This window comes from Aeromonas piscicola, assembly GCF_000820005.1.
GTDB lineage: Bacteria > Pseudomonadota > Gammaproteobacteria > Enterobacterales > Aeromonadaceae > Aeromonas > Aeromonas piscicola.
The window spans coordinates 24,391-40,638 of the sequence record NZ_CDBL01000087.1 but is presented as its reverse complement, the minus strand read 5'-3'; the positions used below and the strand labels follow the sequence as shown (position 1 = coordinate 40,638).

Genomic DNA, 16,248 nt, shown 5'->3' with positions numbered 1-16,248 from the left:
CTATTTCGGCTCCGATCGCTTGCCCGGGTCGGAGACGAAGCGCGGTGGCTCGCCCACTTGCAGTACGATCGGTTGAGCCGGCGACTCGCCGCACTCCAGTCGCCTGCCCGCCTCTATCACCTGCTCCGGTATCAGCTCGATCAGGCATTTGAGGTGACCGAACTTGCAGGTGCGCTTGAAGCAGGGGCGGCACTCTATGTCGGTATGTACTATCTCGACCCTGTCCGCCAGCGGCGGCGTGTAGAGCGGCGAGGTAGAGCCATAGACCCCGATCAACGGCCGGTTGAGGGCAGCGGCTATGTGCATCAGGCCGGAATCGTTGGCGATGACCCGCCCGGCCAGCGCCATCAGGTCAATCGCCTCGTACAGGCTGGTCTTGCCCGCCAGTACATGGCAGTTGGGACGCGACAGGGGATTGATCCGGTCGCGAATGGTGTTGGCCACGGGCACATCCTTGCCGGAGCCGAAGATCCACACCTGCCAGCCCTCATCCAGGTGCTTCTGCGCCACCACGGCGTAGTGCCCTTCCGGCCAGCGCTTGGCCGGGCCGAACTCCGCCCCCGGGCAAAGCACCAGCACGGGGCGGGCGCGATCCAGACCGAGTCGGTCCAGCGCCTTGCCCTGATTGATGAGATCCACATTGAGCGATGGATGAGGAATGACGGGAATGTCGGCCCGGCTCTTCATCTGCGCCTTGGGATAGGCCAGCGCCAGGTAGGCTTCCACCATCAGCGGAAAGGCTGACTTGTTGCTGCGCATGTCGTTGAGCAGACCGAAGCGGTGCTCCCCCTTCCAGCCAGTGCGTACCGGGATCCTGGCAAACCAGGGGATCAGCGCCGACTTCATGGAGTTGGGCTGGATGATCGCCTGATCGTACTTCTCGGCTGCCAGCTGCTTGCCGAGCCGACGGCGGGCCCCCAGCTTGAAGTCACCGTGGCCGAGCGGCATGGGGATGGCTTTGTCCACCTCGGGCATTCGCTCCAGCAGGGCACCACACCAGGCGGGCGCCATCACATGCAACTCGCTGTCGGGGTGATTGGCCTTGATCGCCTTGTAGAGGCTCTGGGACATCACCATGTCGCCGACCCAGGAGGGGCCGATCACCAATATCTTCATCTCACGCGTCTCTTGGGGCCAAGCCCTGCGGTTAATCATTACTGGCCGAGATTATGCCCGAAGAATGGCCCGAGAAATAACAGAAGATCCCCGTACCACCCGCTCTCATGCCAAAAAAGACTCCGTTTGAAACTGACGCACTGCGGGCGCCGGAACCATGCTCCGCCTGCCGTTTTAGGCTAGAATGGGCGCCAATTCGAGCATGGCCCGCCAGCCGGGCGCCAACAAGAGCCCTTAATCCGTGAAAAAACCGACCCTGGCGGCCGTCCTGATCGTCAAGAATGAAGCCGCAAACCTGAGAGCCTGCCTCGCCTCCCTCGACGGCTTGGTGGACGAGATCGTCATCATGGACTCAGGCAGCCAGGACGAAACCCCTGCCATCGCCGCCGAATTTGGCGCCCGCTTCTTCGTCAACCCGGTATGGCCGGGCTTCGGTCGCCAGCGCCGCCTCGCCCAGTCCCACGTCCAGTCAGAGTGGGTGCTGTGGCTGGATGCCGACGAGCGGCTCACTCCCGAGCTGAAAGCGGCCATCGCCACCGTCATGGCCAACCCGGCCAGCGATACCATCTACTCGATCCCGCGCCTCTCCTGGGTGTTTGGTCGCTTCATCCGTCACAGCGGCTGGTATCCGGATCGGGTGCTGCGCCTCTACCCCAAAGCGCTCACCAGCTACAACGAGGTGCTGGTGCACGAGAAAGTGGAGGTGCGTGCCAACATGAAGATCGTCAATATCCATGGCGACCTGCTCCACTTCACCTATCGGGACTTGGAGCACTATCTGGTGAAGTCCGCCGGCTATGCCAGGGCCTGGGCCGATCAGCGCACCGCCCGTGGCAAGAAGGGCTCCCTCAGCCAGGGGCTGGTGCATGCGCTGGGCTGCTTCCTCAAGATGTACCTGCTCAAGGCGGGCTTCCTCGATGGCAAGCAGGGACTCTTGCTCGCGATCCTGTCGGCCCACTCCACCTTCGTGAAGTACGCCGACCTCTGGATCCGCCAGCAGCCGCAGGCGCCGGATCAGACTGGCAACTAATTGCGCAGCCGCTCAAGCCAGCATGACGAAACAGGGCCCGAAAGGGCCCTGTTTGTATCTATCAGCTCTCTGTCCGCCAGAACGGCGGTGCCCAGCGGGCGATCGCCGCCGCCATTGTCTTGGGATCGAGCTGGCTCATGTCTTCCGGGTGATCGCTGTCTTCCGGCGGGCTGAACGCCAGGTGGCGCCCCTCGCTGTTGAGCGGACGCCAGCGCAGCGGGGTGGCCGAGCGGTGCGCCGGGAAGAAACCTATGGTGGGCACGTCCAGCGCCGCCGCTATGTGCAGCGGCCCCGTGCTGCCCGCCACAAACAGTGCCGCGTTGGCCATCACCTGACAGAACTTGGGCAGCCCCTCGTCGGAGCGGTAGATCCAGCCGTTGCCGCCGTGGGCCAGCAGCTCGGCCGCCAGCTGTTCGGCGATCTTCTCCTCCCCCGGCCCCGCCGTCAGTATGCACTGCAACTCGGGGCAAGCCTGGTTGAGCTTGATGATGAGGCGGGCGTACTGCTCGATGGAGAGGTTGTTGGCCGAGCCGCCGCTGCCGGCATGCACCATCAGCCAGGGGCGGCTGGCATCCAGCTTCAAGCGGGTTGCGACCTGCTCGCGCACCTGCTGCAGACTCTGGGGATCGAAGCTGAGATAGGGGCCCTGCGGCTCGACCACGCTCACCTGCTGGTCGGCGAGGAAGCGGCGCACCAGATCCAGGTTGTATTCGTACTCCGGCTTCTGGGAGCGGGAACGACGCTGGATCAGGCGCTGGTTGTAGAGCACCTGGGCCAGCTTGGTGGCAGGGGCCAACCGGTAAGGGATGTGTGCCTTCCACACCAGCATGGCATTGCGAGAGTTGGAGAAGAGGCAGATGGAAGCATCGAAGGCGGCCGCCTTGATGCGCGCCTGCAAGGCACGTTGCTGTTCCTTGTCGGCTCCTGAACCCGGATCCAGGATAATTTCGTCGATCCAGGGACAGAGACGGGCCAACGGCGCCGTGTAGGCAGGAACCAGGGCAGTCACATGACAATCCATGGAGCGCTTTAGCATGGCAAAACTCGGCCATGCCAGCATGAAGTCACCAATCTTGTCGTTGCGTACTACCAGAATACGTTTCATAAAAAATCCCTTTGCTCCCTGTCACCAATGCAAGGAGGCTTGATGCGCGGTGCGGGTATTCTTGCCTGATGCACAGCTATTCTCAAGCGAAGACACCAGACGATACTGATTTGGACGACCAAACCGGGCCTCTCGCGCCAGGTCCCGCACAAAACGGACGTCGTCCCGGTCGCGACAAAACGCCAACAGACCCTATAATGCGACCAAATTCCCAGGTTGCAGGAATCAACAACATGACCAACAAGGTAATTTATCCCGGCACCTTCGACCCCATCACCAATGGCCACACCGACCTCATTGGCCGGGCCGCCAGACTGTTTGATGAAGTGGTGGTCGGGGTGGCCAACAGCCCGAGCAAGCGCCCGCTGTTCGATCTGGCAGAACGTGTCCTGCTTGCCCAGCAAGTGACCGCCCACCTGCCCAACGTCAAGGTGGTGGGCTTCTCCGGCCTGCTGGTGGATTTCGCCAGGGAGCAGCAGGCCAACGTGCTGATCCGCGGCCTGCGCGCCGTCTCCGACTTCGAGTACGAATTCCAGCTGGCCAACATGAACCGCCGCCTGATGCCGGAACTGGAGAGCGTCTTCCTCACTCCGGCGGAGGAGAACTCCTTCATCTCCTCGACCCTGGTGAAGGAGGTCGCCCTGCACGGTGGCGATATCCGCCAGTTCGTCGACCCGATCGTCGCCAAGGCGATTGCCGCCAAGCAAGGCAAGTGATCAAAAACAGGCTACCCGAAGGTAGCCTGTTTCTTGAGGGGCACATTCATCTCGCCAGCATGGACCGTCAGCCCGCCTGGCGAGCCAGCACCTGCTGGCAGGAGAGCGCCAGCGTGTCGAGCCACTCGTAGCGGCGCCGGTACATGGCCCGCTTCTTGGAGGCGATCTCCTCCAGCGGTTTGCGCTGGACAGGCTGCAACCGCACGAAGTTGTCATCCAGATCCACGGCGCCAAACTCCTGCCACAGCTCGTCATAATCCGCCTGCAGACAGGCTTTCTTCTTCTTACTGTAGCGCCTGGCCTGATAGATGTGGGCCTTCATCCGTACCGCCGAGATATGCTCGGCTTCCATCGCCTCGGCCAGCTGCATCACCAGCATCACCACCAGCGACTTGGGCCTCAGACCCTGGCCCTCCTTGGTCAGCGCACGCACCTTGTCCTGCGCCTGCTCGATGCAAGGCTCGGGCCCCTGCACAGAGCCGATCACCAGGGCCAGCTTGTTGGGGGTGCCCGCCAGCGAGAAGGCACAGCTGTATAGCCGCTTGCCCTGCGGATCGACGATGGAGAGGGCCAGTTCGGCCTCGCGGCGGAAGGTACCATCGTGACGCAATATTATGCGGCAGCCACTCTCGGGATAGCGGCCGAGCTCGATGCCATCGCCCAGATAAAGCGGGTCGATCAGCTCCGGGTAGCGGGCCAGCATCAGCCGGTAGTGGTTCTCCAGCATCTCGGCCCGCTCGGTCGCGGTGGAGCCGGCAAAGCGGTAGGGCCGCATCGGCTTGTCGAGCAGCTCGGGATAGTGGGCAGGCAGGGCCTTGAGGGGTTCGGCCTGAAACAGCTCGAATACCCGGCTCAGCTGCTGCCGATAGAGCAGGCTGCGCAGCACGAACTTGGCACGATTGAAGGTCTTGCGGGCGCTGTCATCGGGATAGAGGAAACGGGCCATTTTTTGGGCACAATAGTGCCCCTGCCGGGATAAATGATCCCAGTCTATTGATTTAGCTGTCATTTTATTTTCTCAAACTGCCTGAACGGTCGAGATACTAGTGACGGGCGCGCAAATATTCAACAGACTGGAAATACTCTCTTACAACTTGGCCGTTTCAGGCCGAAATAACGGCCATTCAGCGCTGGCAGTGGGAGCAAAACACAGTGGTTCTCTGCCCCAGCCGGATTTCACTGAGCAGGGTGTGACAATGAAAACAGGGCTGGCCACCCCGCCCATAGACCTGCAACTGCTGCACGAAATAGCCCGGCTTGCCATCGGCGCTGGTGAAATCCTTGAGGGTGGTGCCGCCCTGCTTGATGGCCTCGGCCAGCACCCGCTTGATCTCGGCCACCAGGGTTGCCAGTCGCTCGGCACTGATGTTGCCCGCCGCCCGCTTGGGATGAATGCCGGCAGCATAGAGAGCCTCGTTGGCGTAGATGTTGCCCACCCCGACCACCACATGGTTATCCATCAGGAAGGTCTTGATGGCGGTGCTGCGCCCCTTGGCGCGCCCCTGCAGGTAGTCGGCGCTGAAGGCATCGGTCAGCGGTTCCGGTCCCAACTTCGCCAGCAGCGCGTGCGCCTCGGCCGGTTCACGGGTCCACAGCAGGGCACCGAAGCGGCGCGGATCGTTGAGCCGCAGCAGCTTGCCATTTTCCAGCTCGATATCCACATGGTCATGTTTCTCGGCCGGGGTGCCGATATTCAGCACCCGTAGACTGCCAGACATGCCCAGATGCAGGATGGCTGTGCCGAAGTCGGTCTCCAGCAGCAGATACTTGGCGCGGCGGCTGACCCTGTGGATGGTAAGATCCACCAGCTCCTGGATTTCGCCCGGCACCGGCCAGCGCAGCCGGCCATCCCGCACCACGACGCGAGTGACCTTGATGCCGGTGAGCCAGGGAGAGATGCCCTGGCGGCTGACTTCGACTTCCGGTAATTCAGGCATGGGGTCCTCTCGCTCGAAAATGGATTAGGGGGTGGGACGCAGCAGGCTGCGATACTGCTCCTGACTCAGGCTGAGCCAGGTCGAGGGCGGCAGCAGGGCAGCAAACTTGTCGCTGTCCTGATAGAGCCCTACTTCAATCGGATCGCTCTGGCCAGCGACCCAGATCTTGAGGGTGACCGGCGTACCCCGCACGGCACTACCCGGTGGCAACAACCAGCCCTGCCAGCCTTCGATGTGAGCGGCCAGCTGGGCACTGCTGAGCCCCAGATCAGGCCCGCTGCGCCAGCCCTGACCGATGCGCTCGATCTGCCAGCTCGGCCCCTGCCAGGTGAGCACGACGGCGCTCTCCGGCAACAGGGGACGGGCACGCTGGGCACTGTTCTCCTGCTGGGCTGTCTCCAGCCGGTGCAGCAGGGTGATCACCGCCAGCACAGCCACTATGATCACGTTATTCCAGCCTTTGCGGCTCAGTCTGAACATGGCAAGCCTCCGTTTGAACCGGCAGTGTACTGAATTCCAGCCATAAAAAAACCCGGCACTGGGCCGGGCTTTTGGGAATGCAGCATCAAGTAATTACTTGATTTTGCCTTCCTTGTAGATCACATGCTGACGAACAACGGGATCAAACTTTTTGATCTCCATTTTTTCGGGCATGGTGCGCTTGTTCTTGGTAGTGGTATAGAAGTGACCAGTACCGGCGCTGGAGTTCAGACGAATTTTCTCGCGAATACCTTTAGCCATGATCTAATTCCTTATACCTTAACACCGCTGGCGCGCAGTTCAGCCAGAACCACTTCAACGCCACGCTTGTCGATGATACGCATGCCTTTTGCGGATACGCGCAGACTTACGAAGCGTTTTTCACCCTCAACCCAAAAACGGTGAGTGTGCAGGTTCGGCAGGAAACGACGCTTGGTAGCGTTGTTAGCGTGCGAACGGTTGTTACCAACTGCCGGGCGCTTGCCGGTTACTTGGCATACTCTAGACATGTCAGTCTCTCCAAATCTTACTTCATTGCTCGAGCAAATATCTGCCCCGCTGGCCTTCGATTGCGGGGCAAACAGAAGGCGGCATTTTATACAGCATCCGTGATCAAAGATCAACTAATACAGTGCCAGAGCCAGTTACAACCAACCACGCTCTGCAAAAGAAACCGTGATGCCATCACCGATCACCAAGTGATCCAGCACTCTGATATCGATCAGGGCCAAGGCGGCCAAGATCCGATCCGTGATCTGGCGGTCGGCCCGACTGGGCTCGGCCACGCCGGACGGGTGATTATGCGCCAGAATCACGGCGGCTGCATTATGTTTGAGCGCGATCTGCACGATTTCTCTGGGCCAGACGCTCGCCGAGTCGAGGGTTCCGTAAAAAAGTTCAACGAATTGAATCACTCTGTGCTGGTTGTCCAGCAGCAACAAGGCGAACACTTCTCGCGGCCGATCCCGCAGCTGGGCCTGCAGATAATCCCGGGTCAACTGGGGCGAGGTAAGGGCATCGCCCCGCTGCAACTGCTCGGCCAGATGACGCTTGCCCATCTCCAGCACAGCCTGCAACTGGGCGTATTTGGCCGGACCCAGCCCATGAGCATCGCAGAAGGCCGACTGATCGGCGCCGAGCAATGCCCGCAAGGATCCGAACTGCTGCAACAGCTGGCGCGAGAGATCCACCGCGCTCAACCCGTTGACGCCGGTGCGCAGGAAGATGGCCAGCAATTCGGCATCGGATAAGGCGCTTGGCCCCTGGCGCAGCAGCTTCTCTCGGGGACGCTCATCCTCTGGCCACTCCTTGATGCTCATTTGTCTCTCCCTCATGCCTATTGAGAGAAAACATAGCAAAAAATCGCGGGAGCCCGACCGCAAGTCCCCCATGTCAGCCTCTGTCGTCATCCCTTGCCTGTGGTATCTTAGCCGACCAGTCAGAGTGAGCCGGAAGAGAAACAGCAGATGAGATTGGCCGATAAACGCATCCTGTTGGGTGTCAGTGGCGGGATCGCCGCCTACAAGAGTGCCGAACTGGTACGCCGCCTGAAAGATCAGGGAGCCGAGGTACGGGTGGTGATGACCCGCTCCGCCAAGGAGTTCATCACCCCGCTGACCCTGCAGGCCGTCTCCGGCCATCCGGTGGCAGACAGCTTGCTGGATCCCGCCGCCGAGGCGGGCATGGGCCACATCGAACTGGCCAAGTGGGCGGATCTGGTACTGATCGCCCCGGCCAGCGCCAATCTGATGGCCCGCATGGCCGCCGGCATGGCCGATGAACTGCTCACCACCCTCTGTCTGGCGACGCCGGCACCGGTGGCTCTGGCCCCGGCCATGAATCAGCAGATGTATCTCAACGCCGCCACTCAGGCCAACCTCAAGACTCTGGCCAGTCGCGGCATCCTGCTGTGGGGGCCGGATTCAGGCAGCCAGGCCTGTGGCGACGTGGGCCCGGGCCGGATGCTGGATCCCCTCGAACTGGTGGAGCGCTGCTGGCAGCAACTGGCCGCCGAGCCGCTGCTGGCGGGCGTCAGACTGCTGCTCACCGCAGGGCCGACCCGCGAGCCGCTGGATCCGGTGCGCTACATCAGCAACCACAGCTCCGGCAAGATGGGCTACGCCATCGCCCGCGCCGCCCGTGAGGCGGGTGCCGAGGTAACGCTGGTGAGCGGCCCGGTCGCCCTGCCGACACCGGGCGGGGTAGCACGAGTCGATGTGGAGAGCGCCGAGCAGATGCATCAGGCGGTGATGAGCTTGGTGGCCGACTGCGATCTCTTCATTGGGTGCGCCGCCGTGGCCGACTATCGGCCCGAGCAGGTCGCCAGCCAGAAGATCAAGAAGACCGGCGACAACGACCAGATGGTGCTGACCCTGGTCAAGAATCCCGACATCATAGCCGCCGTGGGGGCGTTATCAGACAAGCCCTTCACCGTCGGATTTGCCGCCGAAACCGTGGATGTGGAACAATACGCCCTCGACAAACTGCAGCGTAAGCGGCTGGATATGATCGCCGCCAACGACGTGTCCCGCGCGGGTCAGGGCTTCAACGCTGATGACAACGCCCTGACCGTGTTCTGGCAAGGGGGTCAAGCCCCACTGCCGCTGGCCGATAAGCTGACGCTGGCCCGTCACCTCATCGCCCTGATTGCACGTCACTACCGGGGCTAACACCCGGCAGGCGAACGATTCACGACGACACAGACTGCACTGGCCATGCTGGGCGTCCACACAAGCACTCATTGAAAAACGAACTATCCATGACAACACAAATTGAATTGAAGATTCTGGATGCCCGCATCGGCACCGAGTACCCGCTGCCCGCCTATGCCACACCGGGCTCTGCCGGCATGGATCTGCGCGCCCTGCTGGATGCGCCCATCACGCTGGCACCGGGCGATACCACCCTGGTACCGACCGGTCTGGCCATCCACATCCAGGATCCCGGCCTGTGTGCCACCATTTTGCCCCGCTCCGGCCTCGGCCATAAGCACGGCATAGTACTGGGCAACCTGGTGGTTATACGTCATTAAAAGAAATGTCTCATTCGTTGCATAACAGAAGTAATTCCCCTTTTAATGGTTTCTAGATCCTGATAATGCGCGTATAAAATATGCTCCAATAGTCTCAAAAATTGGAGCTACACATGGCCGAGCTGTTTTACTTTGACACTAGCATTTTCAATCACTTGCATCCGGTAGAGCGTGCTCAGTTCAAAGAACTTCTTAAAAAGAACATAATTCCAAACGGCCGCCCATTCTTTTTAGATAGCAATAACCTACCAGATCGAGAACTCGATGGTTTCTGTAATTACCTGCTTAGCCCTCGCCGTGGAAGTGTAAAAACTTGGAAAACTTATGCTAGTCAAGTCGGAGTATTTATCCGATTTATGGCAGCTCAGGGGAAAACTTGGTTACAAGCCACCAAACGCGATCTAGACCTGTACTACATCGTATGAACCAGTGGTGAATACCAAAACCAACCAGCTTTAACTGGGCGTTCTTGGAATGTAGCTAAAACTGCAATCGTACATTTGTACGAATATGCGGTTGACGAGGGGCTCATAAACGAAGTTCCTTTTAAGTATCGCCAGTCAAGAGTAATGTTTGGTGGAAAGGGGATAAATACAGCGGATATCGGAACCAAGTTTACTCCAGAACCAATAAATTTTATTAGTGTTAATAACTATCAACAATTATGGCGCCCCCTTATATCCAACGGTGAAAATTCTCAGAGAAATATAGCATTAGTGGACACCTTGATCGTTTCTGGCCTACGTATTTCTGAGGCTCTAAATTTAGACGTTTATCAAATTCCAGATCCTGATGACCTACGTTTTTCCGGATTAAAAGGAATCAAAGTTAGGGTTGTAGGAAAGGGAAATAAAAGTCGTTATATACTCATTCCAAAGCGTATAGCTCGAGCCATACGCTTTTATTGTGATGAGGAACGCACAGAGGTTCTCAAGCAGGCTAAATCAAGATCGGCAGGCAAGGCTTCCTCAAATCAATCCACTAAGATTTTTCTATCGCGAACTGGTCAGCCTCTATCAGTCCGTACAGTAGAGAGCTTTTTCACGAGGATGTCCAAAAAAACTGGAATACGACTGACGCCTCATGGCTGCCGTCATACGTACGCAGTCTATCAGCTGGAAGCTATGATCAAAAAAATGTCCACAAACCTGAAGATGCTCAGAGAAGGAGGAGCCGACGCCTATCGACAGATCTTGAATGACCCACTAAGAGAGCTACAACGCCTACTAGGACACTCTCAGATAACCTCGACTCACATCTACCTAGATTTTTTGGAGGAATCTGAAGCTTTGGTTGACGAGTCGCTGGACGATTGGACCTCATGGAAAAACGATAGAATGTAATTTTTCCAATTACGCTCCCCTATCGGCTGGATAACTCGCTTCCAAGCGCGACGGTCTGACTCGAGCTGTTCAACCACATTGGCAATCAAAAGAACAGTGCAGGTGATACTGCAAAGCGCTTGCTTAGTGCCTTGATATGTTGGCGAGTCAGTTTCTTACCCTCGGCTGCATTGAGCAGTTTGCTAACATTGGACTTGGATCCCAGCTCAGGCAGGTCAGCCACCCCCAGTCGGTATTGGCTCATCAAAGTCTTTAAGACGGCAATGCCCGGCTCCACACATGCCAAAGCCTTATTGAAGTCGGCAAACTCGTTAGCCCCGTCTTCCCAACGCTCGATACTGGTTGCAAGCAACCCAATTAATTGTCTATTGGTGTCATAGTCATCGACCAGCTCGTCTATTAGCTTAAGAGCTCGCTCATAATCGTCCTGATTATTGATGTGGGCGATGTAGGGCACTTGGACCAATGCTTCTCTAATTTGAACCAGCGCAGGATTTAACATGATGGTTACTCCTTGTTTCTCCGGCACTCGCCATGAATAGCGGCTATCTGGAGCAGGTGATTCTGTCAGGAATGAGAGTACTGAACAAATAGTGAGTATTGATGATCTCACCCTACTATGGGAATTTCCAACACTCAGATCACAAAGGGGTGTTATACGAGGCCGCGCCTGGCTGATAGCATCACGCGGGAGCTCATTCGAAGCGCCCCTGGCGAAGGCTTCCAGGATAACAAGATGATCCTAGCCCTCATCCTGTAGCTCAAGATAATATTTCAACCTCTAATGCGAAAATGATCGTTAATCTGAGTACATTTGTCACCATATGGCGCATTCATTTATATCGTTCTTAAACATCAAACAGAATAAACACCCAAAATAAATAACTTTTACAGAGTAATGTAAAAATACATTAGTAAGTTGAGAAGATTATAATATATTGATTTTTATACAAATTACTAAAGCGATGATAGAGAAAAGGAAAAGCAATATGTGAATAATCAATGAGTTAGGTCACTTGTGGTATAGGTGTGTCTTTCGCTAGTTTATAGTCTTGTTTAGGTGAGCTATAGATATGGAGAGGCCATGCCCCAACTAATCGTCACAAATATCGGGATAGTTGACACGGACACCTGTCCATTGAGCCCAAGCGCCGGCCTAGTAGAGGCGCACTTATGAACAATGACCGACTAGAGTTCGAGTACATACCTCAAACTCCAGATAATGTCCACATCGCTGGCAGTCTGGTATTCGATAGGCGCAGCGAATTGGGTCCCCGTGCATATCTAGATTTGACAGGCATTGAGACTTACCAAATATTAGCACGAGACTGCATTGCTGCTCTCTACCAACATACCTCGCCTAGTCGAGTCGCCAGTGATCTTACGATTGGCAGCTATAGTACGATCATTCGAGAGCTGCTGGACTACTGTGGCAAGATAAATTCACCTAGTCAATTCTGTATGATGGACATCACATATGAATTTCTGATGGACTATCGTGCGTATCTACAATTGATCTCTATTGATTTCAAATCAGAATATTCCCGTCGACGTTTTGGAAATATCATACGCCTCTTAGAGGCCGGACGGATGTTGAATTTAGCACGACCAGACTTCTCGCCCCCACGTAGTTTCAGTCATAAACATGATAATGACAGAGTACAGCCATACACTGCTAGCGAAGCTTTGGACTTTGAAAGTATATGTCGAACCAAAATCAGGGAAATGTTAAGTCGACTAGATAAAGGAAAAGAATTACTAGCAATAGGAGAAGATCCACGAGGTCGTCACAAAAGGCGAGACCCAGCTACTGGGGCCCCTCTCGAACGCCCATGGCTTCAACTCAAAAATATTATATGGTATATCGTCAATATCATGGATGGTCAGTACCTAGATAGATCTCAGCTTCTTGCTGGCCGTCATTCCACGTTTAACAATGTTATGATGGGCTGTTTTGACGTTCCATACCGAAAGAAAGATACATATTCTCTACTTTATCCACTAACGTGGGACTTAATACCCTTTATTATTTTGCTAGCAAAAAAAACCGGGCGGAATGAGCATTCTATTCTCGAACTGACTCGTGACTGTCTGCAGGAGATCGATGGACGGTTTATTTTATGGTATGAGAAAGCTCGTGGTAGTGCTCGGAGATATAAAAAATATATCGACAATGATGGACCATTCTCACCCGTCGCACTAATAAAGACCCTTTTAAAGATAACAGAACCGCTAGTACAACATGCACCCACTGAGGATCGGAAATATCTATTTTTGGGTTTAACCATAGACGGACATGGTCGAGAGCCCGTAAAGAGAATAGATCCTGGTTATATAAAGTTTCAAATGAACCATGACGGCGGCTGGTGTGATCAACACGAATTAAAAAATGAGCATGATCAACCACTTCGAGTCTCCTTAAGACGCTGGCGAGTTTATTATCTAACCAGCCGCTATAAACAGACTGGACAGCTCAGCAGAGTGAGCCGGGATGCCGCTCATACACTCGGGACGACTACAGTAGATTACATTGCGAATGATGCTACTCGGCACATTCATGAGCAAGCAGTCAGAGAGGCCCTGTATGAAGCGCGGGCATTAGCATCCCCCAAAATATTAACAGATGAGAGTCCTGAGACTATCGCAACCACCTTAGAAGTAGATATAACCAGTGCCGAGAAGATAATAAGTGGAGAGCAGGATGTACTATTTTCCTCCTGTAAAGATTTCTATAATCGCCCTGGGGGACAACTAAATACGCCATGCGATAAACCATGGGGATGTTTTGTCTGTTCTAACTCGGTCATTACACGCCATGTACTCCCCCGTGTGATTGTTTTACGCGACTTCATTCAACAGGCTCACAACGAGCTATCGGCAGAAGATTGGAATACTAAATTCGGCTCTCTTTGGCACACATTAACCATTGAAGTGCTTCCTCTATTTTCGAGAGAGGCTATCGCTGAAGCTGAGCATCTGGCTCAGTCGCAGATATTTTACATTCCTCTGAATATGAGGACATAAAATGAGTCTTAAATCACAATATCCTTCTCCCCGAGAAGAGTTACTACCACCCACTAGTGGTTTGATAGGTAGTAAGTTTGTTTCTCCCAACATCAGCGTCTCACCTGCTTCTTTGTTTGGCGATCCTAGCTGGAATATGTCAGCCCTAGTCTCCGCACCAGGTATCGGAGATGCTGCTAAATCTTGGAATTTTGAATCAGTTCCTGGATACCCTTGTGGATTTTCTCTATCACTTGCTGAGTATGCTTACGCAAGGCTATACAAACCCGTAGCAACCCACGATAGAGCAGGAGAATGGCTGACAGTAAATAATGAGCTGTATATCCTGAAAAGTTTTGCACAATACTGTGGCAGTCAAGGACTTAATGGGTTCCATGAAGTTGATAGCCAGCTTCTGAGCCGATATCTAAAAAGTATCTCGTTCAGTAACTGTAAAACAGATGGGAGGATTATCGCCATATTCCGTATTATCTATCGACTATGGGAGTATAGAAGTCAGATCACCACTCCACTCACAGAGAAACCATTTGAAAAAATGTTTATCCGAAAAAAAGATAGTGAAAGCCCTTATAATAAGACGCTACCGATCCCTGAACCGATATATTCAGCCATCATGAGCACTGCGCTGGATTATGTACTAAAATATAGCAAAATACTTTTAGAGACTTGGGAGTCATTACAATCTATATGGGAAAAAGAAATTACCCACCTCAATTTGAGTGATAATGGAAAAACCAAGCGATTTAATAGAAAAGCTACTAAAATAATTCGAAAAATAAATTCGTACTGGCGTATAAGTCCCATGTGCTCCCACGGAGACTTATATGATGAACTCCACCAGCTCCGATCCGCTTGTATACTCATCATCCTCGCCTATTCTGGTATCCGCCCAAGTGAGCTGTTGTCCCTCACGGCTGGCTGCTACATTAGCGATGTAAGTGCCAATGGCCAACCTATATATTATATTAATACATTATTACATAAACATAGAGGTGGGGGTTGTAAAGATTCATGGGTAGTTATTGAGGAGGTTGTTCTAGCTATAAAGATTTTAGAGATATTGACCAAGCAAATTAGAGACGCAGCAGGTAATGAGCGTTTATTTCTCACTGACAGGTCCAGCGGTAGTTTTAATATTAGAAAAACATTTGTCGGTAAACAGATCACTGAATTCACCACGGGTGCGATTTCCTATCAAATTAACAGGTTTCAAAAGTATTGTAATCAAAACCTCCATTACAGACCGATACCTGAGTGGCTTAATGAAGCGGGAACTACCGAACCATGGCATTTCAATCTGCGACAATTTCGACGGACATTAGCCAGATATATAGCAAGACAACCGTTTGGTATTATTGCCGGGATGCTGCAATATAAACATCTAGAAGTAGCTATTTTCGAGGGATACGCAGGCGAAGAACCGGAATGGAACAAGCTACTGGAGCAGGAAAAAATTTTAGCGAGTATCGATATCCTAGGAGAACTCGCAATAGACCTATCAGAGGGAATGGTCGCTGGCGAATTCGGCATTAGTCTAAAATCCGCATTTAATGCCGCTTTTAGAGGGCGAGTAGAAGACTACCCGCCATCACAGATTGTTAAATGGTTAGCTAATGCCAATAAACAACTCTTTGTTGGGAAATTCAATTTCTGCTTCTTTGATCCTGCCAAGGCGATCTGTACATCAAATAACACACTGACAGATCGGCCTGTTCTAAATTTTTGCCAACCAGGGCAATGCAGTAATGCATGTATTTCAAAACGCCACAAACTGTTGTGGGAAGCCCAACTAAGTCAGGCAAAAGAATTCGCCATACATCCAAAAGCTTCAAAACTCCAGAAACATCAGCTACAAATAGAAATCATTCAGTTAGAAGCTGTTATCAATGAACTGGGAGCCAGCCCTGATGCCTGACAGAAACTATCAATCAATTGTTGATGCATTAGATATACTGGCACGTGGCGCATCAACTAAAACGAATGGGAAGATTACTAGTGTCAACCTGGCCAAGGAGGCCTGTGTCAGCAGGGCAACTGTCTATCGTTATTTACATGAGTATGCAGACCTGAGTGATGCCTACGAAGCCATAAGGAAAAATGGTCTAAGCTGTGCTGGCGATGCTCCTGTTACACTTCTGGAGGCATACCAGCTTCAAGATCTGGAAGTAAGGAGCCTTCGAGTAGCATTGAATCAGTGCAAAAAAGACGCAGCAGAGACTAATAAAATGAAGGCTCATCAGATCCAACTGCTATGGTTGGAAAATGAGCGATTGCAATCTGAAGTTTCCCGACTCCAGAGCTTAATAAAAAACAATATTACTGCACTAAAAAAGACACAATAACTAATATTTCTGTTGTCGGTTATTGATTACTAGAATAATTTTATTTGGCGATTGTATTAAGATGATTTTACATTGGTGAGACCACATAACAGAATAATAACGCCACCTTGAATCAAGAATGGCG

At 53.6% G+C, this 16,248-nt stretch carries 17 protein-coding genes and 1 pseudogene; 9 read left to right on the top strand and 9 right to left on the bottom strand.

Features of this window, described 5'->3' with window-relative positions; genetic code table 11:
- On the bottom strand, positions 1 to 1,116 hold the full coding sequence (waaF, locus tag BN1128_RS23270) for a lipopolysaccharide heptosyltransferase II (RefSeq protein WP_042873396.1): 1,116 nt from the start codon (positions 1,114 to 1,116) through the stop codon (positions 1 to 3).
- 241 nt (positions 1,117 to 1,357) lie between these two features.
- Here waaF and BN1128_RS23265 point away from each other — a divergent pair, with 241 nt between their 5' ends.
- Positions 1,358 to 2,146 carry a glycosyltransferase family 2 protein gene (locus tag BN1128_RS23265; RefSeq protein WP_042873393.1) on the top strand — a complete coding sequence of 263 codons (789 nt, stop codon included), beginning with the start codon at positions 1,358 to 1,360 and terminating at the stop codon, positions 2,144 to 2,146.
- 61 nt (positions 2,147 to 2,207) lie between these two features.
- Here BN1128_RS23265 and BN1128_RS23260 read toward each other — a convergent pair whose 3' ends face one another.
- Positions 2,208 to 3,251: a glycosyltransferase family 9 protein gene (locus BN1128_RS23260; RefSeq protein ID WP_042873391.1), complete on the bottom strand. Its 1,044-nt coding sequence runs from the start codon at positions 3,249 to 3,251 to the stop codon at positions 2,208 to 2,210.
- A gap of 233 nt (positions 3,252 to 3,484) precedes the next feature.
- Here BN1128_RS23260 and coaD point away from each other — a divergent pair, with 233 nt between their 5' ends.
- A complete protein-coding gene (gene coaD / locus BN1128_RS23255; protein WP_042873389.1) occupies positions 3,485 to 3,967 on the top strand; it encodes a pantetheine-phosphate adenylyltransferase in 483 nt (160 codons plus the stop codon).
- Positions 3,968 to 4,034: 67 nt separating this feature from the next.
- On the opposite strand, the gene BN1128_RS23250 is transcribed toward coaD, so the two are convergent.
- The 6 genes from BN1128_RS23250 to radC all read right to left on the bottom strand — a co-directional run bounded on the left by BN1128_RS23250 (position 4,035) and on the right by radC (position 7,703).
- A complete protein-coding gene (locus BN1128_RS23250; RefSeq protein WP_042873386.1) occupies positions 4,035 to 4,913 on the bottom strand; it encodes a VirK/YbjX family protein in 879 nt (292 codons plus the stop codon).
- A 178-nt stretch (positions 4,914 to 5,091) separates the two neighbouring features.
- Positions 5,092 to 5,904, bottom strand: a complete 813-nt coding sequence (mutM, locus tag BN1128_RS23245; protein WP_042873384.1) for a bifunctional DNA-formamidopyrimidine glycosylase/DNA-(apurinic or apyrimidinic site) lyase — start codon at positions 5,902 to 5,904, stop codon at positions 5,092 to 5,094.
- 24 nt (positions 5,905 to 5,928) lie between these two features.
- Entirely contained in the window at positions 5,929 to 6,384 is a 456-nt protein-coding gene (locus BN1128_RS23240; RefSeq protein ID WP_042873382.1) for a hypothetical protein, read from the bottom strand.
- Positions 6,385 to 6,477: 93 nt separating this feature from the next.
- Positions 6,478 to 6,645 carry a 50S ribosomal protein L33 gene (gene rpmG / locus BN1128_RS23235; RefSeq protein ID WP_005307500.1) on the bottom strand — a complete coding sequence of 56 codons (168 nt, stop codon included), beginning with the start codon at positions 6,643 to 6,645 and terminating at the stop codon, positions 6,478 to 6,480.
- Positions 6,646 to 6,656: 11 nt separating this feature from the next.
- Entirely contained in the window at positions 6,657 to 6,893 is a 237-nt protein-coding gene (gene rpmB / locus BN1128_RS25045) for a 50S ribosomal protein L28 (RefSeq protein WP_005321271.1), read from the bottom strand.
- Between the two features lie 135 nt (positions 6,894 to 7,028).
- Positions 7,029 to 7,703 (bottom strand): RadC family protein, encoded by a 675-nt coding sequence (gene radC / locus BN1128_RS23230; protein ID WP_042873380.1) that lies wholly within the window; start codon positions 7,701 to 7,703, stop codon positions 7,029 to 7,031.
- Positions 7,704 to 7,850: 147 nt separating this feature from the next.
- Between radC and coaBC the strand changes: the two genes are divergently transcribed.
- The 4 genes and pseudogenes from coaBC to BN1128_RS25040 all read left to right on the top strand — a co-directional run bounded on the left by coaBC (position 7,851) and on the right by BN1128_RS25040 (position 10,758).
- Entirely contained in the window at positions 7,851 to 9,053 is a 1,203-nt protein-coding gene (gene coaBC / locus BN1128_RS23225) for a bifunctional phosphopantothenoylcysteine decarboxylase/phosphopantothenate--cysteine ligase CoaBC (protein ID WP_042873379.1), read from the top strand.
- 89 nt (positions 9,054 to 9,142) lie between these two features.
- Positions 9,143 to 9,400: pseudogene (gene dut, locus BN1128_RS23220) on the top strand (dUTP diphosphatase); the annotation flags it as partial.
- Positions 9,401 to 9,528: 128 nt separating this feature from the next.
- Positions 9,529 to 9,840 carry a site-specific integrase gene (locus BN1128_RS23215; RefSeq protein WP_042873376.1) on the top strand — a complete coding sequence of 104 codons (312 nt, stop codon included), beginning with the start codon at positions 9,529 to 9,531 and terminating at the stop codon, positions 9,838 to 9,840.
- Positions 9,841 to 9,915: 75 nt separating this feature from the next.
- Positions 9,916 to 10,758, top strand: coding sequence for a tyrosine-type recombinase/integrase (locus tag BN1128_RS25040; RefSeq protein WP_167335831.1), 843 nt, complete (start codon positions 9,916 to 9,918; stop codon positions 10,756 to 10,758).
- Between the two features lie 85 nt (positions 10,759 to 10,843).
- Here the strand turns inward: BN1128_RS25040 and BN1128_RS23205 are convergent, their stop codons facing one another.
- Complete coding sequence (locus tag BN1128_RS23205) at positions 10,844 to 11,260, bottom strand: helix-turn-helix domain-containing protein (RefSeq protein WP_042873371.1); 417 nt, start codon at positions 11,258 to 11,260, stop codon at positions 10,844 to 10,846.
- 986 nt (positions 11,261 to 12,246) lie between these two features.
- On the opposite strand from BN1128_RS23205, the gene BN1128_RS25765 reads away from it, so the two are divergent.
- The 3 genes from BN1128_RS25765 to BN1128_RS23195 are packed head-to-tail and all read left to right on the top strand — an operon-like array spanning position 12,247 to position 16,124.
- Positions 12,247 to 13,782 carry a hypothetical protein gene (locus tag BN1128_RS25765; RefSeq protein WP_156140672.1) on the top strand — a complete coding sequence of 512 codons (1,536 nt, stop codon included), beginning with the start codon at positions 12,247 to 12,249 and terminating at the stop codon, positions 13,780 to 13,782.
- Position 13,783: 1 nt separating this feature from the next.
- Positions 13,784 to 15,697, top strand: coding sequence for a site-specific integrase (locus BN1128_RS25760; protein WP_156140670.1), 1,914 nt, complete (start codon positions 13,784 to 13,786; stop codon positions 15,695 to 15,697).
- Positions 15,690 to 16,124, top strand: coding sequence for a hypothetical protein (locus BN1128_RS23195; protein WP_042873367.1), 435 nt, complete (start codon positions 15,690 to 15,692; stop codon positions 16,122 to 16,124). Before BN1128_RS25760 ends, BN1128_RS23195 begins: the two co-directional genes overlap by 8 nt.
- Positions 16,125 to 16,248 lie beyond the last annotated feature (124 nt).